The sequence below is a fragment of the Allobosea sp. 05T439 genome (assembly GCF_056396005.1).
On record NZ_JBFTKP010000001.1, the window covers coordinates 135,549 to 159,511 of the forward strand.

Sequence of the window (23,963 nt, forward strand, 5' to 3'; positions counted from 1 at the left end):
CCCGATGATCTAACTTTTCCCTGTTCGCATCGGCTTTCCCGAAAACCGCCATCCACTTTTCGGGCCGATGCTCGAGGGTTCAGCGCCGCACCGCCGCAGGGACGGCGCGGAAACTGATCGCCATCCGATTATAGGCGTTCATCAGGCCGATCGCGATCGTCAGATCGGCCAGTTCCTTCTCGCTKAACTGGGCAGAGGCGGCCGCAAACTCCGCATCGGGCACGGTGGTGTCGGCGACACGCGTCACGGTTTCGGCCCAGGCCAGGGCGGCCCGCTCCTGCTCGGAGAACAGGCTCGGCGCCTCGCGCCAGGCCGGCACCAGCACCAGCTTCTCGACGGCAAGGCCGCCCTTGAGCAAATCGCGCGAATGCATGTCGATGCAATAGGCGCAGCCATTGATCTGCGAGATCCTGAGATAGACCAGGTCGACCAGGGATTTGGCGAGGCCGGACTGGCCGACATGAGCATAGACTCCGCCAAGAGCCTTCATGCCGGCAGGCGAAACGCTGGTGTAATCGAGACGCTGGGTCATGGGGTCGCTCCTCACTGGTGATCGGGAGTGGTCAGCACCTCTTCGGTGCTGTCGACGATGAAGACGGCGAGCAGGCGCGCCGGCTCGGTCTTGCTGGCATTCTCGCTGATTGTGTGGTGCGCGCCCGGCACCTCGAACCAGGTCTCGCCGGTCCGGTAGACCCGGGCCGGCTGGTCATCGACCTGGCTGCGGATCGCACCCGAGAGCACATGGGCGTAGATGAAGGCCGAACCGGCATGATGGTGCGGGGTCGAGGCCGCGCCGGGCTTGTAGGTCACCTCGACGCTGACCAGGCTCTTGCCGGGAATGTTGGGAATCGCCTGCCGGAATACCGGCTTGACCGTCTCTCCGCCCGGCCTGGGCGAATGAGCCGAGGCGATGGCGGGAAGGGCKAGCGCGGCAAGCAGGGCCGCGCCGGCTGCAGAGGCTCGAAAGCTCATCTCCGTTCTCCGTTCATTTCGATGGCAGGAGAATGCGCGCCGGATGATGCATGAGAAAGCACCAAGATCGACAGAAACGGCTATACCATGATGTGATGACCGCTCCGCTCCGCATCCAGATCGACCGCAGCGCCAAGGCGCCGCTCGCCTTGCAGATTCACGCCGCCATTCGCGATGCGATCCGGGAGGGCCAGCTCGCCGGCGGGGCGCGCCTGCCGTCCTGGCGCGATCTTGCCGCGCAGCTTGGCATCGCCCGCGGAACGGTCAGGGCCGCCTATGAGAGGCTGAGCGACGAGCAGTGGATCCTGTCGCAGGGCGCCGCCGGAACGCACGTCGCGGACAGGATGCCGGTGCTGGCGGCAGCCGAGCAACCCAAAGACAGGCCGCCCTTTCCTGAGCTGTTCCCCGATTTTGAGAACGCACCGCTCGCCTTCCAGATGGGCGTTCCGGCGCAGGATGCCTTCCCCATCACCCTCTGGTCGCGGGTGATGGTGCGCGCTGCCCGGAAGGCCGCGGTCGCGCCGGTCGGTTATCCCGATCCACGCGGGCATCCGGACCTGCGTCGCGAGATCGCCGCCCATCTCGCCATCGCGCGCGGCATTCGCTGCACGCCGACCCAGGTCCTGGTAACCAACGGCTTTGCGGGTTCGCTCGGTCTCATCATCCGTACCTTACGCCTCGAGGGTCGCTCAGCCTGGTTCGAAGAACCCGGCTTTCCCCTGACGCGCAGCGCCCTCCAGCTTGCAGGAATGACGACCATTCCGGTGCCGGTCGATGGCGAGGGCTTGTCGGTCACCGAGGGCATACGGCGCGCTCCGAAGGCGGCGCTGGCCGTCGTCACCCCGGGGCAGCAGGCTCCGCTCGGGGTGACGCTGTCGCTGGCACGCCGGCTGGCTCTGCTCGACTGGGCCCGGCAAGCGGGGGCCTGGATCGTCGAGGACGATTATCTCAGCGAGTTGCAGCTCAAGGGACGCGCAGCGCCAGCGCTCGCCTCGCTCGATCAGGATGGCTGCGTCCTGCATGCGGGCAGCTTCAGCAAGACGATCAGCCCGGCGTTGCGGCTCGGCTTCCTGGTGGTTCCGGCCGCCGTCGCGGAGGCCTTCGGCACGATTGCCGCCTGTCTCGCGCCGGCTCCGTCCGCCGCGCTTCAGCATGCCGTGGCCAGCTTCCTGGCCGAGGGCCATTATCTGCGCCACCTGCGCCGCATGAAGCGGCTCTACAGCGCACGGCGCGAGTTGCTGCTCCAGCAGTTGCAGGAGACCGCAGAAGGGGCTTTCGCCATCCATGCCACCGGCGGCCTGTCCGTACGGATGGAGTTGCCGCCCGGCACTGACGATTTCGACATCGCCTTGCGCGCCCTGCCCTTCGGGATCGCGCCGGTGCCGCTCTCGCCCTGGTATGCGGAGCCGCCCGAGCGCCGCGGCCTGTTGCTGGGCATCACCAATTTGGCGGAACGGCGGATTGCGGCCGATTGCGCCAGGCTGATCGAACTCGTGCGGCTCGATGGCAGGTGATCCGCGCGCGAGTGTCAGATGGTCGCAGGATCAGGCCCGATGCGCGCAACTCCGTGCGGACAGCCGCCTCTCCGGCACGCGGTCAATCTTGACCTTGCCGCAATGTTGGCCCATGAGGGCTTGCAAGGACTTGCCCCGAAACCCCGGCCTTGCGTCGGGGTTTTTCATGTGCGCGGCGCTTGCGGCAACGAGGCAGGGATACCAGTCCGATGGCGAATGTGGTGGTGGTCGGCGCCCAATGGGGTGACGAAGGCAAGGGCAAGATCGTCGACTGGCTGTCGAGCCAGGCCGATGTCGTGGTGCGCTTCCAGGGCGGTCACAATGCCGGCCATACGCTCGTCATCGACGGCGTCGTCTACAAGCTCTCGCTACTGCCGTCCGGCATCGTGCGCCCCGGCAAGCTTTCGGTCATCGGCAATGGCGTCGTGGTCGATCCCTGGCATCTCGTCGAGGAGATCGAGCGGCTGCGCGCCCAGGGCGTCGCGATCTCGCCCGAGAACCTGCGCGTCGCCGACAACGCGACCCTGATCCTGCCGCTGCACCGCGAGCTCGACCATTTCCGCGAGACCAGCAATGCCGGGCTGAAGATCGGCACGACCAAGCGTGGCATCGGCCCCGCCTATGAGGACAAGGTCGGCCGGCGTGCGATTCGCGTCATCGACCTCAAGGACCCCGCGATCCTGAAGGCCAAGATCGAGCGCCTGCTCGCCCATCACAACGCGCTGCGTCGCGGGCTCGGCATCGGCGAGGTCGATGCCTCCGAGCTGCTCGAGCAGCTGACCAAGGTCGCGCCGCAGGTCCTGCCCTATGCCGACACGGTCTGGGCGCTGCTCGATTCCGAGCGCCGCGCCGGCAAGCGCATCCTGTTCGAAGGCGCACAGGGCGCGCTGCTCGATGTCGACCACGGCACCTACCCGTTCGTGACCTCCTCCAACATCGTCGCCGGCCAGGCCGCGACCGGCTCCGGCTTGGGCCCCTCCGCGGTCGGCTATGTGCTCGGCATCGCCAAGGCCTACACGACCCGCGTCGGCGAAGGCCCCTTCCCGACCGAGCTCTTTGACGAGACCGGCGAACTGATCGGCCAGAAGGGCAAGGAATTCGGCGTCGTCACCGGGCGCAAGCGCCGCTGCGGCTGGTTCGACGCCTGCCTGGTGCGCCAGACCGTGAAGACCTCCGGCATCGACGGCATCGCGCTGACCAAGCTCGACATCCTCGACGGCTTCAAGGAGATCAAGGTCTGCATCGGCTATCGCCTCGACGGCGCCGTGCTCGAGCATCTGCCTGCCGGCCAGAGCGATCAGGCCCGCGTCGAGCCGATCTATGAGACGATCGAAGGCTGGGAAGGCTCGACCGCCAATGCCCGTTCATGGGCGGACCTGCCGGCCCAGGCGATCAAATATGTCCGCCGCATCGAGGAGCTGATCGGCGCCACTGTCGCCGTGCTCTCGACCAGCCCCGAGCGCGACGACACCATCCTCGTCCACAATCCTTTCGAGGGTTGACGGGCGAGCCCAACACGGACAATTGAGGCCAATGGCCGATTTCTATCCCATCCTGGCGCGCGCGATCGCCGGGCTGCCCGACAAGTCCCCGGAAGCGCGCCGCGCGGTCTATGACCGCGCCCGGACAGCTCTGGTCGCCCAGCTGCGGAGTCTCGACCCACCGGTCGGCGAGGCCGAGATCATGCGCGAGCGCTTGGCGCTCGACGAGGCGATGTCGCGTGTCGAGGCCGATTACGACGAGGCTGAGACCCAGCGCCCCGCCACGACGACGATCCGCCCCGCTCCGGAACCAGAGCCTGAGCCTGCTCTGCCGGCCGATATGGCCCATGAGGAGGTCGGGGCGAGCCCCGTCATCGACCCGTTCGAAAGCCGCTCGGTCGACAGCCAGGAGCCGGTCGACACGCAGCCGGTCCGCCCACGCGTCGCTCCTCCGCGCGAACGCCGCGTCGATCCCGGTCATATCCGCACCGCGATCGTCGGCGGAGGCGTCGCGCTTGCGGTCGTCGCGATCGCGGCGACTGCCTTCTATGTCAACAAGGTCAATCCCTCCGACACGGCGGCGCAGCGCCCTCGGACCGAGGCGCAGGTCCAGCAGTCGCAGCCGGACAGCGCCGGCAAGCTGAACGACCGGGTCGGCGATGCCGGAGCGACAGGCGCAGGACCGGCCACACGGCCTGGTGGCGCGACAGCCTCACAAGGCAGCGAGATCGCCGTCGCCCAGCGCGCCATTCTCTACACCGAGGTGCCGGAAACCCCGCAGCAGCCGAAAGCCGTCAATGGCCGGGTCGTCTGGCGGCTCGACAGCGAGAGCGCCGGGCAGGGTCGCCCGGTCGAGACCATCGTGCGTGCGAGTGTCGAGGTACCGGATGCCGGCCTGAGCCTCGACTTCACCATCCGCCGCAATACCGACAGCGCCTTCCCGGCCTCGCATATCATTGGCCTGCGCTTCACGCGGACAGGTGATGCCACGACCGACGCGATCCGCGAGGTCGGCGTGCCGCAGCTCAAGACCGACGAGAACGAACGGGGCGCACCACTCTCCGCCATCGCCTCCGCGCTCGGCGACAATCTCTTCGTGGCCGCGCTCTCGAATGTGCCGGTGGAAATCGACCGCAATATCGAGCTGATGCAGACGCGCAGCTGGATCGACATCCCGCTGCGTTTCGCGTCCGGACGACGCGGCATCATCACCTTCGAGAAGGGTGTCTCGGGCAGCCAGACGCTTGACGATGCCTTCGGACGCTGGCGCTAGGCACTGAAGAAGAGACGCGGGCACCGATCGGTAAAGCCCCGGAGCGGTTCCCGGATTTCCCTTCGATCGCTCTGGGTCATCTGCCCGCTTCAATCTCGCTGGATTTGCGCTGAACGACGGGAGCACGCCGGGATGGCGAACGCCTTTGAAGGCCCGTTCAAGGGCAGGCTTCTGTCGGAACAGGTGACCAACCCCAACATCATCGTCGGTCGGTACAGCTACTATTCCGGCTACTATCACGGGCATTCCTTCGACGACTGTGCCCGCTATCTGCGGCCCGACCTCGCCGATGTCGACAAGCTCATCATCGGCAGCTTCTGCTCGATCGGGACCGGCGCCTGCTTCATGATGGCCGGTAACCAGGGGCATCGGAACGACTGGGTCTCCAGCTTCCCCTTCTTCTACATGTCGGAAGAACCTGCATTCGCCGGTGCGCGCGACGCCTTCCGGCCGGCCGGCGACACCGTGGTCGGCAGCGATGTCTGGATTGGTGCGGAGGCGATGATCATGCCGGGCATCCGGATCGGCCATGGTGCCGTGATCGGCAGCCGTGCCCTCGTCACCAGGGATGTCGAGCCCTACTCGATCGTCGGCGGCAACCCGGCCAGGCCGATCCGCACGCGCTTCACCGAAGCCGACATCGTCATGCTGCTGGAGATGGCCTGGTGGGATTGGCCGCTGGAGCAGATCAGGGACGGCATGGATCTGTTCTGCTCCAACGACATCGCCGGGCTGTACCGGCGCTGGCAGGAAGCCTCAGCGTAAAGGCGCATCCCGCCTGCCCTCATCGCCAGGCCGAAGCCGCGTTTGCCGCGGGCGCCTCGACTTGAGGGCTGTCGGCGCGGCTCGCGCCGACAGCCCGAACACGCTCACGCCATATACTGCCCGCCATTGACCGCGAACGTCGCGCCGGTGGTGAAGGCACCGTGATCGGAAGCGAGGAAAGCGACCATCTGGGCGATCTCCTCGGGCTTGCCGAGCCGGCCGACGGGAATACCGGCAACAACGCGCTTCAGCGCCTCCTCCGGCATGGCAGCGACCATGTCGGTGCCGATATAGCCGGGCGTGATCGCATTGACGGTGATGCCCTTGTTGGCGTTCTCCTGGGCAAGCGCCTTGACGAAGCCGATATCGCCCGCCTTGGCCGCGGAGTAGTTCACCTGGCCCATCTGGCCCTTCTGGCCGTTGATCGACGAGATCACGATGATGCGGCCAAAGCTGCGCCCGCGCATGCCCTCGATCACCGGCCGCGTCATATTGAAGAGCGAATCGAGATTGGTGCGGATGACGGCGGACCACTGGTCCTTGGTCATCTTGTGGAAGAAACCGTCGCGGGTGATGCCGGCATTGTTGACCAGAATGTCGACCGGCCCGTTCTCCGCCTCGACGCTTGCGATGCCGGCAGTGCAGGCATCGTAATCGCCGACATCCCACTTATAGACCGGGATGCCGGTTTCCGCCTTGAACTTGGCCGCCGCCTCGTCATTGCCGGCATAGTTGGCCGCCACCTTGTAGCCTGCCGCCTGCAGGGTCCGGCTGATCGCTCCGCCGATACCCCGCGTCCCCCCCGTGACCAACGCKACCTTCGTCATCTGGTTGTCCCCTCTTCGTTTTGGTCTTTTGAGCTATTGTTCCGCGAGCTTCAGGTCGGGCGAATAGGGCCCGTCCACGTCCTTGATGATGGCCTGGCCGCAGATGACGCGCTGTTCCTTGGCGTCATAAGTCAGGGTCGGGGGGCCATAGAGCTCCCAGCCTCTGCTCAAGGCCTCCGAGACCCGATGACAGAAGGCTGCGTMATCGGGCCCCGTGAGATAGCGATAGAGCGTCGTCTGCTTCGCCATGGTGAAGGCTCAGCGTTCCACCGCCATGGCGACACCCATCCCGCCGCCGATACAGAGCGTGGCGAGCCCCTTCTTGGCGTCGCGCTTGGCCATTTCATGCAGGAGCGTGACCAGGACGCGCGCGCCGGAGGCGCCGATCGGATGGCCGATCGCGATCGCGCCGCCATTGACGTTGACGATATCGGGGTTCCAGCCGAGGTCCTTGTTGACCGCGAGCGCCTGCGCCGCGAAGGCCTCATTGGCCTCGACGAGGTCGAGATCGCCGATCTTCCAGCCGGCTTTCTCCAGTGCCTTGCGCGTCGCCGGGATCGGGCCCGTGCCCATGATGGCCGGGTCGACGCCGGCAGTGGCCCAGGAGGCGATGCGGGCGAGCGGGGTAAGACGGCGCCTGGCTGCTTCCTTGGCGGTCATCAGGACGAGAGCGGCAGCGCCGTCATTGAGGCCAGACGCGTTGCCGGCAGTCACCGTGCCGTCCTTCGAGAAGGCTGGCTTCAGCTTGGCCATGGCCTCCAGCGTCGCCCCGTGACGGGGATATTCGTCCTGATCGACGACGATATCGCCCTTGCGGGTCGAGACGGTGAAGGGAGCGATCTCGTCCTTGAGCCGGCCGGCTTTCTGCGCAGCCTCGGCCTTGTTCTGCGAGCCGACGGCGAACCTGTCCTGTTCCTCGCGGCTGATCTGCCATTTGGTCGCGACGTTCTCGGCAGTGGTGCCCATATGGTAGCCGTGGAAGGCGTCCCAGAGCCCGTCCTTGATCATCGTGTCGATGAATTTGGTGTCGCCCATCTTGGTGCCGTTACGCAGATGCGCGGCATGCTGCGACATCGACATCGATTCCTGGCCGCCGGCAACGATGATGTCGGCGTCGCCATTGACGATCTGCTGCAGGCCGATGGCGACCGCGCGCAGGCCCGAGCCGCAGAGCTGGTTGAGGCCCCAGGAGGTCGCTTCCTGCGGGATGCCGGCCTTCATCGCAGCCTGTCGGGCCGGATTCTGGCCCTGACCGGCGGTCAGGATCTGGCCCATGATGACTTCATTGACCTCACCGCCCTCGACCTTGGCGCGGGCGAGCGCCTCCTTGATCGCGGCAGCGCCGAGATCGTGTGCCGTCGTGTTGGCGAAAGCGCCGTTGAAGGCGCCGACCGCCGTGCGCGCTGCGCCGACGATTACGATGTCAGTATCGGCCATGGAGAGTTCCTCGCTGTTGTCGTGATGGCTCGCCAGGGACAGGCCACCAGGTTCGGCTCTCACCTTCGAAGGCTGCCGCGGCCGCGTCAAGCCGGCCAAGAGAGGGAGAGCGCGGATCGGGTGCCGGTGACCGTGCTGCATCGCAGCACTGGCTCGCCCCTCCCGCCGTTCCGCTTGGTAAGATTGATTGAAAAACGTTCAAAAAACTTGCAGCATGCGGCTGACAGGTTATCGTTGCCGGGAGGATCGTTCCGCTGGACCTGAAATGTCAGGCCCGGATCAACGCGATGCAGGGTATGATGGCCAGCGAAAAAGAACCGACAGTCATCAAGAAATACGCCAATCGCAGGTTGTATCACACGGGCACGAGCTCCTACGTCACCCTCGAGGATCTGGCGGGCCTGGTCCGCGGCGGAGAGGATTTCGTGGTCTACGACGCCAAGTCCGGCGAGGACATCACGCGCTCCGTGCTGGCCCAGATCATCTTCGACGAAGAAAGCAAGGACGGGCAGAATCTGCTGCCGATCACCTTCCTGCGCCAGTTGATCCGCTTCTACGGCGACAGCATGCAGGCATTGGTGCCGCGCTATCTCGAGTTCTCCATGGAGAATCTCACGAAGGACCAGAACCAGTTCCGCGACATGATGGGCAAGGCCTTTACCGGCGGCGCCTTCGGCGGCACCGGGCTGGACGCGATCCAGGCCCAGACCCGCGCCAATATGGCGATGTTCACGGAAGCCTTCCGGCTGTTCAACCCCTTTGCTGCCGCAGCAGCCTCCGGCCAGCCGAAGGGCGATGCAGCGCCAGCCGCCGGCAAGGGCGACGAACTCGGCGACCTGAAGCGGGAACTCTCCGAGATGCGCGACCGGCTGGACAAGCTCGCCAAGACGAAGTGAGCGGGCAATGCCCCAGGCCCGGGCTTGCCCCGGGCCCGTCCTGATCAAGAGTGTCTCGGGCCGATCGCTTGCCCGAGACCGCTCCCTGCCTCGGCTCAGCCCACCGCCCGATGCAGCTCTGAGGGCACCGCAGGCTGCCAGAGTTCGGCCTTGCCGACGAGATGCCCCTGCAGATAGGTCACGCCCCAATCGGTGAGCATGGTCGCCTGCAACTCGTCATCGACMCATTCGGCGACAGTGTCGACCATGAGATGGCGGGCGAGGTCGATCAGCGTGCGGACATAGAAGCGGTCATCGGTCGAACGTCGCAGGTTCTGCGTGAAGGCGCCGTCCAGCTTCAGGATGTCGATCGGGAAGGCGCGCAGATGCCGCAGCGAGGTGTGGCCGGCGCCGAAATCGTCGATCGCGATGCGTGCGCCCTGATCCTTGATCTTGCCGAGCAGGCGGGCCAGGCGGCGCGGATCCTCGATCGTCGCAGTCTCCGTGATCTCGACGATCAGCCGCCCGGCGAGGCCGCGGGATGAGCGGGTGCAGGCCAGGAAGGCGTCGAGCCATTCCGGATCGCCGAGCGAGCGCGGCGAGACGTTGATCGAGAGCGTCATGTTCGGATCGGCCGCGAGCATTTCGACGGCGAGCTCAAGCACGCGGTGATCGAAGAGCCGGACGAGCCCGCGCCGCTCGAGCAGCGGAATCAGCTCTGCCGCCGAGAAGAACAGCCCTTCCGATCCATGGCCGACCCGCAGCAGCGCTTCGTGGAAGGCAACCTCGCGCGTTCTGGCCTCCACGACGGATTGCAGCGCCAGCCGGACGCGGCGTTCGTTCAGTGCCGCGAGGGCCTGGATATCGAATCCGCTGTGGTCCGGCGCCGGCTTACGCAACTCGCGCTGACGTGCGATGACGACGGTATCGACCGCGCCCGCCTTGGCGCCGGCAAGGGCGTTCTCAGCGGCCGAGACCAGCGTACCGGCATGGCGCGAGAGATCCGGCGCGACGGCCGCCCCGACGCGCAGACGCACCAGCGCAATGCCGCGCCCGGTCTCGATCGCGGACTGTGCGACGGCCTTGATGAAGCGCCGCGCCGCCGGCTCGATCTGGTTCTGCGGACAGCCTGCGAGCAGGATGGCGAAGCGATTGCTGGAATAGCGCAGCAGATGGTCGCGTCGGCGCATCACCGAGCGCAGCCTTTCCTGGACCACGCCGATGATCTCATCGGTGGCCTCATGGCCGAAATCATCGTTGAGACGCGCGAGTTCGTCGATCGCCGCGATCAGCACGACTACCGGTCGCTCCGCCGCGAGATGCTCCTGCAGCGATGTTTCGAGGCGCTCGACCAGCGCTCCGCGGTCACAGACGTCGCGACTCTGCGCGGTAAGCTCGTCGGGCCGCACAGAGCGCTCGATGCGCAGCACGCCGCGCGCCATGGCAGGCTGACCGTCGATGCCGACGAACCAGCGGCCGGCATCCTCGATCCACATCTTGCGGCCGCCGAGATCGGCTGCGTAGCGGGTGCGGTAGATCGCACCTTCGCCATGGTCCTGTCCGCCGGTCGAGAAGATCGCGTCGTAGCGACTGCGGCCGCTACCCGGCTCCACCAGCCCGGCGAAAGCGAGACCGCGGCTCATCGCAGCTACCGGAATCGGTCCCAGAACCTCGGCGGCGTTCGGACCCCAGTTCAGCGAATCGCTGGCGATGTCCCAGCTGTAGACCACCTCGCCGATCGAGGAGAGCAGGCTGCGCGGGTCGACGATCGTTTCGTCACGGGTACTCAGGATCGATGGCGCAGGCATCGGTGCAGGGCCTTAGAGGCGCAGGCCGCGGGACACCTTTGGCGTCGTGCCGTCCTGGCCGAACGAGATCGGGAGATGTTTCGAAACGATGCAGGTTTCTGGCTTAACGCCCGGTTAAGGCCGGCCCCTGGATTGCAACTTTACCTCCAGCGCAACCCTAGCGTTCCGGAGTGGCACATGCGGGATCAGCAATACGGGGCGAGAAGCCACCAGGCGCTTCCCGATGCATCGACGATGCTGCTGCTGCAGATCGCGGCCAGTCACGCCGAAATCGGTCCGTTCGCGCGCCGGGCGCGCGAGACGCCGCAGGTCGCGGCGCGGCGCTACGAGGCCCAGGCACAGCGCGCCGGAAGGAAGCGGCAGCGCCTGGTCGCGTGAGGCCAGGCCCTCTGCCGAGGAGCCGCATGACAGCGGTGTCCCGATGGATCATCCGGAAGCCGCACCGGAGACATCCATCGAGACGCGATCACAGATCGCTCCTCGGCAGAGGGCCTGGCAGGCGCCGGCGGAAACTGGCCAAAGAAAAAGCCGGCCTCGCGGCCGGCTCCTAGACTCGCAAGCCTACAACCGGGGCTCAGGCCTCGGTCTTGGCCTTCAGCACCTGGCGACCGCGATACATGCCGCTCTTCAGATCGACATGGTGCGGACGGCGCAGTTCGCCGGAGTTCTTGTCTTCGATATAGGTGGGCTGCTTCAGCGCGTCGGCGGAGCGGCGCATGCCGCGCTTCGACGGCGAAGTCTTTCTCTTCGGAACGGCCATTGTACTCTCCATCGTGCCGCCGTCCGGAAGCGCAGGCCGCAGAGCCACGCCACCGCCACGACGACGGATCAATCTCGTGAGGCGATGGCCATACACGCTCGCAGAGGGGATGACTAGGCCTAATCGACATCTTTCATGCCGGAAGGCACGGCGCAATCCCCAAGCGATCCGAGCTGCGCCATACGGCGCTGGATTCGCCCGCTCGCCGATTGCAGGCCGCGGCTCGGCTTGGCGGGATTGCGCAGGATCGGATTCGGCAGCGCACCGGCGAGCCGTGCAGCCTCGCCAGTGTTCAGGCGGGCGGCAGGCTTGCGGAAATGGCGTTGGGCGGCGGCTTCCGCGCCGAAAACGCCATCGCCCCACTCGGCGACGTTGAGATAGACCTCGATGATCCGCTGTTTCGGCCAGGCGAAGTCGATCACGAGCGCGAGCGGAATCTCGAGCGCCTTGCGCAGATAGGAGCGCCCCGGCCAGAGAAAGACGTTCTTAGCMGTCTGCATGGTCAGCGTCGAAGCGCCGCGGCTCGGGCCATCCTCATCATCGAGCACGGCGTTGAGCTCGATCCAGTCGACGCCAGAATGGCTGCAGAAGCGCTGGTCCTCGGCGGCGATGACGGCGCGGATCAGCGAAGGCGAAATCTGCGTGAGCGGCACCCATTGCCGTTCCACCGGCTGAAAGCTCAGCCAGCGCGCGAGCATCAGCGTCGAGGGAGCGGGCATGAACCGAAAGATCAGCAGCCCGAGCGCCAGGACAACGGCGAGCCCGATGAGGATGCGAAAACACCACCCCAATGCGCGGCCGACAATTCCTCGCCGCCGCGTTTGCTCGTGACCCGCCATGACCGCCATGCCCCCGCAACTTGACGATCCCGCCCCCATCCGGCAAGCCCCCGCCACCGTTGCGAACGCGAGATCAGCGCATGAGTTCCGCCGCAGATGACGCCCTTCCGGCCCGTCTTTCACAGACGGCCGATGCGATCGAGGCCCTCCTCGACGGTCTGCTCCAGGCTGTTCCGGGAGCGGGCGAGATCGCGCGCCCCGAACGGCTGCTCGCGGCCATGCGCCATGGCGCGCTCGGCGGTGGCAAGCGCCTGCGGCCCTTCCTGACGGTCGAGACGGCACTGCTCTTCGGGGCCAGCGAAGCGCAGGCCTTGCGAGCCGGCGCAGCCGTCGAGCTGCTGCATTGCTATTCGCTCGTCCATGACGACCTGCCTTCGATGGATGATGACGATCTGCGCCGCGGACGACCGACGGTCCACAGGGCCTTCGACGAGGCAACCGCGATCCTGGCCGGGGATGCGCTGCAGACGCTCGCCTTCGAGGTCCTTGCCGACCCAGCCACCCACGAGTCGGGTGCGGTCCGCGCGGCGCTGGTGCTTTGCCTCGCCCGGGCGTCCGGGCTCGGCGGCATGGTCGGCGGCCAGATGTTCGATCTCGCGGCGGAGGGACGCTTCGACCCGGGCTCGAACGCGTTGGCCGAGAACGAAATTCGTCGACTGCAGGCGATGAAGACGGGGGCGCTGCTGGCGGCCAGCGTCGAGATCGGTGCGCGCCTCGGCGGCGCCGATGAGGCCGCCCTTGCCGCGCTTGGGCAATACGGCCGGGCAGTCGGCGCCACCTTCCAGGTGGCCGACGACGTCCTCGACGTCGAGGCGAGCCAGGAGCAGATGGGCAAGGCCACGGCCAAGGACCAGGACAAGGGCAAGGCGACCCTGATCAGCGCGCTCGGTCTCGCCGGCGCCAAGCGCGAGCGCGACCGGCTCTGCGAGGAGGCCGTCGCGGCCGTGTCGGGTTTTGGCGAGGAGGCCGCGATGCTGCGGGCTGCGGCATGGTTCGCAGCGACGCGGCAGAACTAGGGCCCGAGCTCCGCAGCGATGACATCCACGCAGTTTTGCGTGGGGCGGCAGCATGCAGCTCCGCATTAGGCATGGACTCTGCGCCGCAGGACATGCCCACGGACGGAGGGCAGCCGCTCGCCCGGCCGACCCGGCAATTTTGACACCCACCCCACCTGGCGGGCGCAGTGCCGCGGGCAGGCCTGCTGCCCTATAAAACCCGCGAGCGATCTCTATGCACGTTTCGCCCCTGCCCGGCCTCCCCGCGCAGTGGCAGGGTATTCGACCGCTTCACCACGAAGGCTCGCATCCAGGACAGGAACTGCGAGCCAGTTGAGGAGAGGATTGTGATGAGCAAGTTCAAGTTCTTCGTCAGTGCGGCGTTTGCTGCCACGCTGCTCGCCTCGGCGCCGGCCGCACGGGCCGATATCGTCATCGGCCTCATCGCACCACTGACGGGTCCGGTCGCTGCCTATGGCGACCAGGTGCGAAACGGCGCAGAGGCGGCGATCGACGCCATCAACAAGAAGGGCGGCGTGCTCGGCGAGAAGCTGGTGCTCAAGCTTGCCGATGATGCCGGTGATCCCAAGCAGGGCGTTTCGGCCGCCAATCTGCTGGTCGGGGACAAGGTGCGCTTCGTTGTCGGGCCGGTGACGTCKGGCGTCGCGATTCCCGCGTCCGATGTCTTTGCCGAGAACGGCGTGCTGATGGTCACGCCGACAGCTACGGCGCCGTCACTCACCACCCGAGGGCTGACCAATGTTCTGCGGACATGCGGCCGCGATGATCAGCAGGCCGAGGTCGCCGCCAACTATGTCCTGAAGAATCTCAGGGACAAGCGGATTGCGGTCATCCACGACAAGGGCACCTACGGCAAAGGCCTCGCGGATGCCTTCAAGAAGGGGATCAACGCCGGCGGCCTGAACGAGGCGCTCTACCTGTCGCTGACACCGGCCGAAAAGGATCTCTCGGCCATCACCACGCGTCTCAAGGCCGCCAATATCGACCTGATCTATTTCGGCGGCTACCATCCGGAAGGTGGTCTCCTCGCCCGGCAGCTTCGCGACGCCGGGCTCAAGGCCACCATCATCGGCGGCGAGGGGCTTTCCAACACGGAGTTCTGGGCGATCGCCAATGAGACGGCGGCAGGCGCACTCTTCACCAACGCGACAGATGCGCTGAAGAACCCCGACTCCGCGGAAGCGGTCAAAGTTCTCAAGGACAAGGGTATCCCGCCGGAAGCCTTCACGCTCAATGCCTATGCCGCGGTCGAAGTGCTGAAGGCCGGCATCGAGAAAGCCGGCAAGGCCACCAATGCCGCCGCAGTCGCGACAGCGCTGAAGTCCGGAGGGCCCATCACCACCGCCATCGGCAAGCTGGCCTACGACAAGAATGGCGATCTCAGCTCGCCGGCGTTCTCGATGTTCAAATGGGAGGGCGGCAAGATCGTCGCCGTGGAATAACGAGCAGGTTCGGGCGCGAAGACGGCAAACCCGTGCCTTCTTCGCGCCACCGCCTGACTTCCTCGTTGATCCCGATGCCCCTGCCAGCTCGACGCTCTGCGCCAGGCTCTTCCAGGGCCGGGGCCGCGCGCCGAACATTGCCTGCCTCAACCCATGATTGAAGGGGAGTGGGGAGTGGAGCTGGACAATCACAACAACCTCGGACTTCGTCGGCAGCAATGCGGGAGCATCCGCCTTGCGCTCGGTTCCGTCCTCCGGCAACAATGCCTCATGATCAGGACGCCATTTGCGACGCTACTCTGCGTCACCGCACTCACAGCATGCAGCCCGACGCCAGTGCGTCAGGTTATCGTGCCGGACAGCACGCCCGAGAAGCGCATCATAAGGTCGGGCAGCGACTTCGTCCTGCCTGACGGCACGCGCGTGACACCCGACCAAAGCGGCGGTTTCCAGCTGCCCAACGGCGATTATGTCCGGCGGGATCCACGCGGCGCATTGATACTGCCCACGGGCGCGCGCTGCGTCCCGGACCCAACCGGATATGTTTGTCCCTGATCAACGGCCATCGTCGCCGGCGCGCTATCAGGAGCCAATCTGCTCCACGAGCGGCGCCGCCGGCACCTAAGGCATCGGCCCGAAAGGTGGATTGCGGTTTTCGGGAAAGCCGATGCCATCCCGGATGGTTAGATCATCGGATCGGATACGATATCTGGTCCGATGATCTAATGTCGGATGCCGAAGACAACGGCKAAGACGGGAACGGGTTGGTCGAACCCTTTCAGACTCCGCGGATCCAGCTCAGCCAGCGGCACGCTGGAACCAACCGCGCGGGCCGCGACGCGATCGATTAGGATCTCGGAATCCCGGGCGCTCGCGCATAAGCGCGATGCCAGGTTCGTGACGTTGCCGATCGCAGCGTAATCGAGGCGGCCTTCCGAGCCGATCCGCCCGACCGTGGCCGGCCCCATGGCCAGCCCCACGCCAAAGCCAAGCTGGTGGCCCCGGCTGCGCCATCCGACCAGAAGTTTCTGCACGCTCATTTGCATGTCGCTCGCCATGGTGACGGCGCGCAGGGCCGGGTCAGGGCAGGAAACCGGCGCGTTGACCAGGACCATCGCTCCGTCCCCGGAAAAGCCCATCAGCGTCGCCCCATGCGCGCTGACCACCGCTTCGATGGCGCCGTAGTACTCGCCGAGCACGCCCATCACGGTTTCGGGCTCAGCCTGCGCCGAGAAGGCGGTGAAGCCGCGCAAATCGCAGAAGACCACGACGACCTCGACGCGTCGTCCGTCGAGCACGCCGTCATCCCCCGTACGGTCGACGAGTTCGGCCACTTGCGGCGCGAGAAAGCGCCGGAGCCGGCTGATGCGTTCGGAGCGTTCCTGGGACACGGCCAATTCACCGGCCATCTCATTGAACCGGGTGGCTAGCCGCTCGAACTCGTCGCCCGTGCCCAGGCTGATCCGGTGGTCGAACTGCCCTGCGCCGATCTGCGCGACGCCCTCCTCCAGGAGCCGTATCGGCCCGACCATGCGCTGCGTCAGCCAATAGGCAAGCACCGCCGCAAGGGCCGTTCCCGCAATGAGCAGCACCCCGGTGCGCCAAAGTGCGGCGTTGATCCGGCGGAATGCCTCAGTCACGGGCTGCTTTACGATGACGCTCCAATCGACGCCGGGGATCGGCGCCATGGCGGCCAGCACCGTGTTTCGCGCGATATCCAGCCCGGTGATCGCTTGGCCGGGGCGCGCCAGCATGGCGGCCCGCAAGGCCTGAAGCGGTTGCGTTGCGGCTTCGTCGGCACGCAGCACCAGGCTGATATCGGGATGAGCGACAAGGCGCCCCGGCTGGTCGAGCACGAACGCCTCGCCGGTTCGCCCCACCCTTATCGCCGAGATCACATCCCAGATGAACTTGAGATTGACCTCCGCGACCGCCACTCCGACCGCCGAGCGATTGCCGGCGACCGAGACCGTCATGAATGGTTCCGAGCCGCCATAGAACGTCACCGGCCCAAACCAGACCCGCCCCGAGCGGGCTCCCGCCACCGCCGGATTCGCCGAGTGGTCCTCGCCGCTCTCGACCCTGTTCAGGCCGATGCGCGATACGAAAAGGCGTTCCTTGCCGGCAGCGTCGATGAGGCGGAGGCTGACCACGGCGGGGACCTGGCGCAGCAGGCGCAAGGCGTCGAGCCTGCGCCGCTCGTCGGTCGCCTCCGACCACGGCAATTGCACCATCCACCCAAGCTGATCGCGAATCCCTTCCATGAAATCCTGGATCTTCGCCGCCGCCCCTCGGGCTTCTGCATCGAGCAGGTCGTTCAGCCTGGCGCGCTGGTCGTGATAGCCGAACCAGGCTTCGCTCCCACCCGCGATCAGAAGCGGCAGGGCGACCGCCGCAAACAGGGCGAGAAAATACTTCCTGAACAGCGAGGTTCGTGGGACGTCGGGCGAATGGGGCACCGTGCTAGCTCACGCGCCGGCTCACCGGCCGGGTCATTCGATCACCCCGTCGGCGCTGCTCAGTAGCGAAGGCGGGAACGATAGGCCCAGAGAATTGGCGGCCTTCAGATTGATGAACATCTCGACCTTGGTCACGCGCTGGACCGGGAGTTCGGAGGGCTTTTCGCCCTTGATGATGCGGCCGGCATAGGTTCCGGCGTGACGGTGCGATTGCTCGAAATCACCGCCATAGCTCATCAGCCCGCCGGCGATCGGAAAGTCACGGGATTGGGTCACAGCCGGCACCGCGTGCTCGACTGCGAGGACGGCAAGCCGCTGACTGCGATAGGCAAAATAGGGGTCAGAGGAGAAGACGAGACCGCCCGGCCGCATCTGAGACACGGTCCTGAACATGCCGTCGAATTCCTGTTCGGTGCTGGCCGTCAGGACACGAAGCTGCAGACCAAGACTGTCCGCCGCTGCCTGGAGGTTCTTCATTTGCGAGTTCGAAGTCGGGCTGGTCGGGTTGACGGCAACGGCAAGGCTCCCGGCACCAGGAAGCAGCTCGTGCATGAACTCCAGCCGCTTGCGCGAGACCTCCACGCTGAGGCTCGACACCCCCGTGAGATTGCCTCCCGGCCGAGACAGGCTGTCGACGACGCCCAGCGCAATGGGGTCTCCTCCCATTTCAAAGACGATCGGGATCGTCGTCGTCGCCGATTTTGCCGCGAGCGCGACCTCGGCGCCGCCGGGCGCCACGATCACCGTCACCTGACGATTGACGAGATCCATCGCGAGGGCGGGCAGTTGGCGATACTGGCCCTCCGCCCACCGATACTCGATCGCGAGATTGCGCCCCTCGACAAATCCGGCTTCTGCCAGGCCCTCACGAAAGGCCCGGAGGCGGCTGGCATAGGGCCCCGGGGATTCGGAACCGAGATACCCGATGACCGGCATAGCCGGCTGTTGCGCGCGAGCCGGGAGGGTCCAGGCCATCGCTGCACCGGCGAGCGCGACGAAATCGCGCCGCCTCATTCGGCCAGCGGCCTCGGCACAGACGGAGGGCATGAAACGCAACGCCGTCTCTCCTTCCAACCAACATCGCCAGTCGGCTTGAAGCGCTCGATGTTACCTCAATCACTCGGCCGCAGCATAGCCGCGCGACCGGGGCCGCACAGCCGGTTGAGCGACATCGAGCCGCCCAACCGAACTCACCGCCGCCGGCATGGGATGGCGGCAAGTTCGCCCTCGCCTCCCTCCCCTCCGCGATGCCTGGGAAGCTAGCCGTCCGTGCGATCGGGATGCTTGATCTTATAGACGCGCGGCGTCAGCTCCTCGATTTCCCGTCCGGCCCAATCCCGCTCGCTCGCCGTCTTGATCACGTCCCGCTGCCCTTGGCGCAGCATCTCGATATCGTTTCCGATGTCGAAGTGGAGCACCTGCCCGTTGGCGACAACCTGTCGCCCATCCACGTAAACGTCCCGGATCGCACGGTCATTCGCGGAATAGACGATGCTGCGGATCGGATCGTAGTCAGGCTGCATGTAAGGGTTCGTCATGTCGACGATCGAGAAATCGGCCTTGCAGCCGATGGCCAGGCGGCCGAGATCGGGCCTGCGAATGATGTCGGCTCCGACATTGGTGGCGGCACTGAAGGCATAGGATGTCGGCGCTGCGGTGAAGCTCCCCGCAACGATGCGCCCGGCGTAACAAGCCATCCGCAACTCATCCAGCATGTTGTGCGGAAAGCTGTCGGTGCCGATGCCGACCGGAACTCCCGCATCGACATAGCGGGCGAGCGTATTCAGCGCGATGCCCCGACGCGCGAAGACGACGGGGCAATGGGCGACCTGTGCGCCGCTCCGCACAAGCCGTTCGAAGTCGTTGCCCTGCGGCCAATGCAGCCATGGATGATCGTTGAGGAAGATGCAGTGCCCGATCACGGTGTCGGGACCAAGCGCACCGATCTTGTCGAGCCATTCAATCGGCGTGCAGCCGGTGCGACGCACGATCTCCTGGAATTCGACAATGCTCTGTGCGGCATGGATCTGGATCGGCTGGCCACGCTCGCGTGCGGCTTCAAGTGCACCGAGAATCTGCCCTTCGGTGCAGGTATCGATCTGCGCGGGCCCGAAATATCCGCTGATCCGGCCACTCGGATGCTTGTTTGCTTCGTCGGCCACCTTGATAGCCTCCAGCAGCAGCCGGTCCCCGCGTTCCGTATCCAGGTCATACTCGACGGAGTGGCCATTGCTCGTACGCCAGGCCCCCGAGCGATGCATCGCCCAGAGAACGGCGCGAATACCCGTGACCTCATAATCGCCAACCCAGTCTTCGCGGGGGGCGGCGAGATCGCAGATCGTGGTCACGCCGCTCCGCAGCAGTTCCGATGTCGCCACCCGGCAGGCATGACGGGCATATTTCGGACCGATGTTGAAGACCGGCATGAACTCGTAGAGCGAGCTTTGCCCCAGGCGCTTGCTCCCCAATTCCTCGAGCATGCCCTTCCAGCCCGGCTCATGGCCAGTATGGCTGTGAATGTCGACGAAGCCGGGCATKAGCATCACGCCGCGGCCGTCATGCTCGGTATCCGCCGATCCGAGATAGCCCGGCCCAACATGGGTGATCTCATTGCCGGCGAAGGCGAAATCCGCATTCTGCAGATAGACATGGGAAGATGTGGAAGCGTCCCACGCGACGATCCAGTCGCAGTTCCGGATAACCGTCGTCCCAACCTGCCCGTTGCCGGCCTGTCCTTTGCCGTCATTCATCCTGTGATCCCCCCTCGAATGTGTTGCGGAACGGCATTCTGCGCCGTGCCTTGCAGAAAACGCATCAGCTCACTGCGGATTCACGAAAGCCATCGCGGTCCCTTGGTCTCGCATGTTCCGGGATGGCGTCCTTCACCGGTGCCTGACGCACGCCCTGCGATTGCAGCACTCCGATGGCAGTGTTGGGAACCGGGTCCCATCGCATGACGACTGTGCTGATCAGGACACTTGAAGTTGTTTTCCAGCACAAATAGGCTCGTTACTACACGCCGGAAAAAAGGCGGGCCTAGGGGAGTGAACAATGCCGAAAATGATCAATAAAATTGCTGCGCTCGGGATCGCCGCCGCCGCACTCGCCGTATTTGCGGGTCCGGCCTCGGCACAGGCGACGCTCGATGCCGTGAAGAAGCGTGGCAAGGTCCTTTGCGGTGTTTCGCCAAGTTCCGCGGGCTACTCCTATGCTGACGACAAGGGCGTGCGTCAGGGATTCGATACGGATGTTTGTCGGGCAGTGTCCTCTGCAGTGTTCGGCGCGCCAGACAAGGTCGAATTCGTCCCGCTCAACACCAATATCCGCTTCCAGGCCCTGCAGTCCGGCGAGATCGACGTGTTGTCGCGCCAGACGACCATGACCTTCTCGCGCGACAACTCGCTCGGGCTCGATTTCGCGCCGATCGTTTTCTATGACGGCCAGGGGTTGATGGTCTCGACCAAACTCGGCGTGAAGAGCGCGTCGGAGCTTTCACAGGCAGCGATCTGCCTGCTGCCCGGCACGACGACGCTCCAGAATCTCGAGGACTATTTCAAGCCGCGGAACATCAAATACGAGGCCGTGGTCTTCGAGGACAACAATGAGTGGCGCAACGCCTTCTTCTCAGGCCGCTGCGACGTCATCACCACCGACCGCTCCGACCTTGCTTCGGTCCGCGCCGTTGCGAATGATCCCAAGCAGTTCGTCATCCTGCCCGAAACGATCTCGAAGGAGCCGCTCGCACCCGTCGTTCGCCAGAACGACAGCAACTGGAAGGACATCGTCTCCTGGTCGGTCAATACGCTGATCGCGGCTGAGGAATATGGCATCACCCAGGCCAATGTCGACGAGCAGCTGAAGAGCAAGGATCCCGAGATCCAGCGCATGCTGGGCGTCAATGGCGATCTCGGCAAGATGCTGAATCTCGACAACAAATGGGCCTATAACATCATCAAGCAGAACGGCAATTACGGCGAAATCTTCGAGCGCAGCCTCGGCGAGAAGACCGCGCTTGGCCTGAGCCGTGGCCCCAACCAGCTCTGGAACAAGGGCGGCCTGCTCTATTCGCCACCGTTCCGGTGATCACAGCCAACGTGCGTTCCCTCGATTGAACTGAGACCGCCGGCAGCGCCCTGTTGCCGGCGGCACTCCAGACCGGAACAGCTCGATGGCTTCCTCTGCATCCAGTCCGGTGCGGCTGCTCTATGACGTGCGCGTGCGCGCCGTGCTCTATCAGGTCGTCGCCGTTGCGCTCGTCGTCGGTGTCGGGCTCTATCTGTTCGGCAATGTCTCGCGCAAGTTGGCGGAACAGAACATTGCGACCGGATTTGACTATCTCTCGCGCCCGGCCGGCTTCGTCATCAGCCAGTCCTTCATCCGCTATGATTCCGGCGATACCTACGCGCGCGCCCTGCTCGTCGGCATCTTCAACACGATCTGGGTGTCGATATTCGCGGTCACCGTTTCGACGCTGCTCGGTCTGATCGTCGGGATAGCCCGGCTCTCGCGCAATCCACTTCTGGCCTTTCTGGCACTGATCTATGTCGAGGCGCTGCGCAATGTGCCGCTGCTTCTCTATCTCTTCCTCTGGTATGCACTCATCGTCGCGGTCTTCCCGCCTGTCCGCGAAGCCTGGCAGCCATTGCCCGAGGTCTTCCTCAGCAATGGCGGGCTGATCGTTCCGTCACTGCGTTGGTCTTCCGCGCATACCGGCGTCCTCGCGGCGGTGATCGCCGGTATCGTACTGGCATTCTTCGTGGCATCCAGGCTGCGCAGCAAGCGCGTCGCCTCCGGACAGAACCAGACGGGATGGCCGATCATCGTCGCCGCCCTTCTTGGTCCTCCACTGCTCGCGATCCTGCTGCTGCAGCCTGATTTCGTGATCAACTGGCCGGAGAAGGGCCGGTTCCGCATCACCGGCGGTGTTCAGGTCACCCCGGAATTCACCGCATTGCTGGTCGGGCTCGGCCTCTCCGCCTCGGCCGGAATCGCGGAGATCGTGCGCGCCGGCATCCTTTCGGTCGGGCGCGGCCAATGGGAAGCGGCGCGCGCCGTGGGTTTGCATGACCGTCAGACCATGCGGCTCGTCGTGCTGCCGCAAGCGCTACGCGTGATCGTGCCCCCGCTGACCAGTTCCTATCTGTCGACGTTCAAGAACTCATCGCTCGCCATTGCCATCGGCTACCCCGATCTCGTGATGGTTTCCAACACCACGATGAACCAGACGGGACAAGCGATCGAGGGCATCGCCATCTTCATGCTGGTCTATCTCAGCATGTCGATCACGATCTCCCTGTTCATGAACTGGTACAACGCCCGCGTCGCCCTGGTGGAGCGCTGAGATGGTCAGCGCCGCCGAAATGGAAACACTCAACCTCGCGCGGGCGGACCTGCCGCCGCCGCGCGGACGCGAATTGACCGCCCGGTTGAAGCCCTTTCTGGGCACGCCGATCAATGCCGTCATCACACTGGCCTGCCTGTGGCTGATCTATCGCCTGGTCACGGGAGCCTGGGGCTGGCTCGTGACGCGCGCGGTGCTCGAAGGCGGGCCGCAGGCGTGCAAGGTCGGGGCCGGGGCTTGCTGGCCGTTCCTGGCGGCGAAGCTGCGCTTCATGATCTTCGGCTTCTACCCCTACGACGAACATTGGCGGCCGGCCTTCGCCGTGATCCTGTTTCTCGGCGCCATGATCGTTTCGATGATTCCGCGCTTCTGGTCGCGGCGACTGCTTTGGCTCTGGCTGGCCGTGCCGGTGATCTGCGGCGTGCTGATGTATGGCGGCGTGTTCGGCCTGCCTGTCGTCAGCACCACGAACTGGGGTGGCCTGCCGCTCTCCTTCATGCTGTCTTCGGTGGGCCTGGCGTTCGGTTTCCCACTGGGTGTCGTTCTGGCGTTGGCACGCAGCTCGAAGCTGCCGGCGATTCAGGTCATCGCCATCATCTTCATCGAGGTCGTCCGCGGCGTGCCGCTGGTTTCGATCCTGTTCATGGCCTCGGTGATGCTGCCGTTGTTCATGCCGGACGGGCTCACGGTCGACAAACTGCTGCGGGCACAGGTCGCGATCATCATCTTCGCCGGAGCCTATATCGCGGAGACCGTCAGAGGCGGGTTGCAGGCGGTCTCGAAGGGCCAGCACGAAGCCGCTGCGGCGCTCGGGCTCGGCTACTGGCTGTCGATGCGCAAGATCATCCTGCCGCAGGCGCTGAAGATCGTGATTCCGCCGCTCGTCAATATCTTCATCGGCTTCTTCCAGGACACCACGCTGGTCACCATCATCGGCCTCCTCGACTTTCTCGATACGGTCCGCGCCTCGCTGCGCGACCCGAACTGGCAGGGTATCGCCGTAATCGAGGGATATGTGTTTGCCGCTCTGGTCTACGCCCTGTTCAGCTATGGCATGGGGTCCTATAGCCGGTTCCTTGAGCGTCGACTCAAGACCGATCACGATCGCAGTCCGGCCCACTGACCGGACTGCCTCGCTCCTCCTGCGACAAGAG

The 23,963-nt window shown here is 65.3% G+C and carries 22 protein-coding genes; 11 read left to right on the forward strand and 11 right to left on the reverse strand.

Translation table 11 applies throughout. The features are described 5' to 3' along the window. Nucleotides 1–79 precede the first annotated feature (79 nt). Both AC1DIO_RS00590 and AC1DIO_RS00595 read right to left on the reverse strand, forming a co-directional pair. Nucleotides 80–532 carry a carboxymuconolactone decarboxylase family protein gene (locus AC1DIO_RS00590; protein WP_476852997.1) on the reverse strand — a complete coding sequence of 151 codons (453 nt, stop codon included), beginning with the start codon at nt 530–532 and terminating at the stop codon, nt 80–82. Nucleotides 533–543: 11 nt separating this feature from the next. Beyond that, nucleotides 544–972 carry a cupin domain-containing protein gene (locus tag AC1DIO_RS00595; RefSeq protein ID WP_441487970.1) on the reverse strand — a complete coding sequence of 143 codons (429 nt, stop codon included), beginning with the start codon at nt 970–972 and terminating at the stop codon, nt 544–546. A 95-nt stretch (nt 973–1,067) separates the two neighbouring features. Between AC1DIO_RS00595 and pdxR the strand changes: the two genes are divergently transcribed. From pdxR to catB, 4 genes are all read left to right on the forward strand, one after another. Next, nucleotides 1,068–2,486: a MocR-like pyridoxine biosynthesis transcription factor PdxR gene (gene pdxR / locus AC1DIO_RS00600; RefSeq protein WP_476852998.1), complete on the forward strand. Its 1,419-nt coding sequence runs from the start codon at nt 1,068–1,070 to the stop codon at nt 2,484–2,486. Nucleotides 2,487–2,695: 209 nt separating this feature from the next. Beyond that, a complete protein-coding gene (locus tag AC1DIO_RS00605; protein WP_113517094.1) occupies nt 2,696–3,988 on the forward strand; it encodes an adenylosuccinate synthase in 1,293 nt (430 codons plus the stop codon). Between the two features lie 31 nt (nt 3,989–4,019). After that, nucleotides 4,020–5,240: a histidine kinase gene (locus tag AC1DIO_RS00610; protein WP_476852999.1), complete on the forward strand. Its 1,221-nt coding sequence runs from the start codon at nt 4,020–4,022 to the stop codon at nt 5,238–5,240. A gap of 132 nt (nt 5,241–5,372) precedes the next feature. Then, nucleotides 5,373–6,005, forward strand: a complete 633-nt coding sequence (gene catB, locus AC1DIO_RS00615; protein WP_476853000.1) for a type B chloramphenicol O-acetyltransferase — start codon at nt 5,373–5,375, stop codon at nt 6,003–6,005. 104 nt (nt 6,006–6,109) lie between these two features. Here the strand turns inward: catB and phbB are convergent, their stop codons facing one another. The 3 genes from phbB to AC1DIO_RS00630 are packed head-to-tail and all read right to left on the reverse strand — an operon-like array spanning nt 6,110 to nt 8,269. Beyond that, nucleotides 6,110–6,832, reverse strand: coding sequence for an acetoacetyl-CoA reductase (gene phbB / locus AC1DIO_RS00620; protein ID WP_441487967.1), 723 nt, complete (start codon nt 6,830–6,832; stop codon nt 6,110–6,112). A 33-nt stretch (nt 6,833–6,865) separates the two neighbouring features. Then, nucleotides 6,866–7,081 carry a DUF1737 domain-containing protein gene (locus AC1DIO_RS00625; RefSeq protein ID WP_476853001.1) on the reverse strand — a complete coding sequence of 72 codons (216 nt, stop codon included), beginning with the start codon at nt 7,079–7,081 and terminating at the stop codon, nt 6,866–6,868. Between the two features lie 9 nt (nt 7,082–7,090). Then, on the reverse strand, nt 7,091–8,269 hold the full coding sequence (locus AC1DIO_RS00630) for an acetyl-CoA C-acetyltransferase (RefSeq protein ID WP_476853002.1): 1,179 nt from the start codon (nt 8,267–8,269) through the stop codon (nt 7,091–7,093). Between the two features lie 299 nt (nt 8,270–8,568). On the opposite strand from AC1DIO_RS00630, the gene phaR reads away from it, so the two are divergent. Further along, nucleotides 8,569–9,165 (forward strand): polyhydroxyalkanoate synthesis repressor PhaR, encoded by a 597-nt coding sequence (phaR, locus tag AC1DIO_RS00635; protein WP_441504379.1) that lies wholly within the window; start codon nt 8,569–8,571, stop codon nt 9,163–9,165. Between the two features lie 95 nt (nt 9,166–9,260). Here the strand turns inward: phaR and AC1DIO_RS00640 are convergent, their stop codons facing one another. After that, entirely contained in the window at nt 9,261–10,952 is a 1,692-nt protein-coding gene (locus tag AC1DIO_RS00640) for an EAL domain-containing protein (RefSeq protein ID WP_476853003.1), read from the reverse strand. A 177-nt stretch (nt 10,953–11,129) separates the two neighbouring features. Between AC1DIO_RS00640 and AC1DIO_RS00645 the strand changes: the two genes are divergently transcribed. After that, nucleotides 11,130–11,330: a hypothetical protein gene (locus tag AC1DIO_RS00645; RefSeq protein WP_162768306.1), complete on the forward strand. Its 201-nt coding sequence runs from the start codon at nt 11,130–11,132 to the stop codon at nt 11,328–11,330. A 196-nt stretch (nt 11,331–11,526) separates the two neighbouring features. Here the strand turns inward: AC1DIO_RS00645 and rpmF are convergent, their stop codons facing one another. Next, nucleotides 11,527–11,712 (reverse strand): 50S ribosomal protein L32, encoded by a 186-nt coding sequence (gene rpmF, locus AC1DIO_RS00650; RefSeq protein ID WP_043233137.1) that lies wholly within the window; start codon nt 11,710–11,712, stop codon nt 11,527–11,529. A 119-nt stretch (nt 11,713–11,831) separates the two neighbouring features. After that, complete coding sequence (mtgA, locus tag AC1DIO_RS00655) at nt 11,832–12,551, reverse strand: monofunctional biosynthetic peptidoglycan transglycosylase (protein ID WP_441487961.1); 720 nt, start codon at nt 12,549–12,551, stop codon at nt 11,832–11,834. An 80-nt stretch (nt 12,552–12,631) separates the two neighbouring features. On the opposite strand from mtgA, the gene AC1DIO_RS00660 reads away from it, so the two are divergent. Then, nucleotides 12,632–13,567: a polyprenyl synthetase family protein gene (locus AC1DIO_RS00660; RefSeq protein WP_441504378.1), complete on the forward strand. Its 936-nt coding sequence runs from the start codon at nt 12,632–12,634 to the stop codon at nt 13,565–13,567. Nucleotides 13,568–13,896: 329 nt separating this feature from the next. After that, complete coding sequence (locus AC1DIO_RS00665; protein ID WP_441488337.1) at nt 13,897–15,009, forward strand: branched-chain amino acid ABC transporter substrate-binding protein; 1,113 nt, start codon at nt 13,897–13,899, stop codon at nt 15,007–15,009. 722 nt (nt 15,010–15,731) lie between these two features. On the opposite strand, the gene AC1DIO_RS00670 is transcribed toward AC1DIO_RS00665, so the two are convergent. From AC1DIO_RS00670 to AC1DIO_RS00680, 3 genes are all read right to left on the reverse strand, one after another. After that, nucleotides 15,732–17,468, reverse strand: coding sequence for a cache domain-containing protein (locus AC1DIO_RS00670; RefSeq protein WP_476853004.1), 1,737 nt, complete (start codon nt 17,466–17,468; stop codon nt 15,732–15,734). A gap of 33 nt (nt 17,469–17,501) precedes the next feature. Next, nucleotides 17,502–18,482 (reverse strand): ABC transporter substrate-binding protein, encoded by a 981-nt coding sequence (locus AC1DIO_RS00675; protein ID WP_441504510.1) that lies wholly within the window; start codon nt 18,480–18,482, stop codon nt 17,502–17,504. Between the two features lie 245 nt (nt 18,483–18,727). After that, nucleotides 18,728–20,218, reverse strand: a complete 1,491-nt coding sequence (locus tag AC1DIO_RS00680) for an amidohydrolase family protein (protein WP_441504376.1) — start codon at nt 20,216–20,218, stop codon at nt 18,728–18,730. A 310-nt stretch (nt 20,219–20,528) separates the two neighbouring features. Between AC1DIO_RS00680 and AC1DIO_RS00685 the strand changes: the two genes are divergently transcribed. From AC1DIO_RS00685 to AC1DIO_RS00695, 3 genes are all read left to right on the forward strand, one after another. Continuing rightward, nucleotides 20,529–21,551: an amino acid ABC transporter substrate-binding protein gene (locus AC1DIO_RS00685; RefSeq protein WP_441487957.1), complete on the forward strand. Its 1,023-nt coding sequence runs from the start codon at nt 20,529–20,531 to the stop codon at nt 21,549–21,551. 85 nt (nt 21,552–21,636) lie between these two features. Next, entirely contained in the window at nt 21,637–22,809 is a 1,173-nt protein-coding gene (locus AC1DIO_RS00690; protein ID WP_441504375.1) for an amino acid ABC transporter permease, read from the forward strand. A 1-nt stretch (nt 22,810) separates the two neighbouring features. Beyond that, on the forward strand, nt 22,811–23,932 hold the full coding sequence (locus AC1DIO_RS00695; protein WP_441504374.1) for an amino acid ABC transporter permease: 1,122 nt from the start codon (nt 22,811–22,813) through the stop codon (nt 23,930–23,932). Nucleotides 23,933–23,963: the final 31 nt, after the last annotated feature.

What these genes read in the sequence shown, in the direction of transcription:
- catB (WP_476853000.1), top strand. Translation starts at nt 5,373, where the DNA reads ATGGCGAACGCCTTTGAAGGCCCGTTCAAGGGCAGGCTTCTGTCGGAA.
- AC1DIO_RS00630 (WP_476853002.1), bottom strand. Translation starts at nt 8,269, where the DNA reads ATGGCCGATACTGACATCGTAATCGTCGGCGCAGCGCGCACGGCGGTC.
- rpmF (WP_043233137.1), bottom strand. Translation starts at nt 11,712, where the DNA reads ATGGCCGTTCCGAAGAGAAAGACTTCGCCGTCGAAGCGCGGCATGCGC.
- AC1DIO_RS00690 (WP_441504375.1), top strand. Translation starts at nt 21,637, where the DNA reads ATGGCTTCCTCTGCATCCAGTCCGGTGCGGCTGCTCTATGACGTGCGC.
- AC1DIO_RS00605 (WP_113517094.1), top strand. Translation starts at nt 2,696, where the DNA reads ATGGCGAATGTGGTGGTGGTCGGCGCCCAATGGGGTGACGAAGGCAAG.
- phaR (WP_441504379.1), top strand. Translation starts at nt 8,569, where the DNA reads ATGGCCAGCGAAAAAGAACCGACAGTCATCAAGAAATACGCCAATCGC.
- AC1DIO_RS00675 (WP_441504510.1), bottom strand. Translation starts at nt 18,482, where the DNA reads ATGAGGCGGCGCGATTTCGTCGCGCTCGCCGGTGCAGCGATGGCCTGG.
- AC1DIO_RS00645 (WP_162768306.1), top strand. Translation starts at nt 11,130, where the DNA reads ATGCGGGATCAGCAATACGGGGCGAGAAGCCACCAGGCGCTTCCCGAT.
- AC1DIO_RS00685 (WP_441487957.1), top strand. Translation starts at nt 20,529, where the DNA reads ATGATCAATAAAATTGCTGCGCTCGGGATCGCCGCCGCCGCACTCGCC.
- pdxR (WP_476852998.1), top strand. Translation starts at nt 1,068, where the DNA reads ATGACCGCTCCGCTCCGCATCCAGATCGACCGCAGCGCCAAGGCGCCG.
- AC1DIO_RS00695 (WP_441504374.1), top strand. Translation starts at nt 22,811, where the DNA reads ATGGTCAGCGCCGCCGAAATGGAAACACTCAACCTCGCGCGGGCGGAC.
- AC1DIO_RS00610 (WP_476852999.1), top strand. Translation starts at nt 4,020, where the DNA reads ATGGCCGATTTCTATCCCATCCTGGCGCGCGCGATCGCCGGGCTGCCC.
- AC1DIO_RS00660 (WP_441504378.1), top strand. Translation starts at nt 12,632, where the DNA reads ATGAGTTCCGCCGCAGATGACGCCCTTCCGGCCCGTCTTTCACAGACG.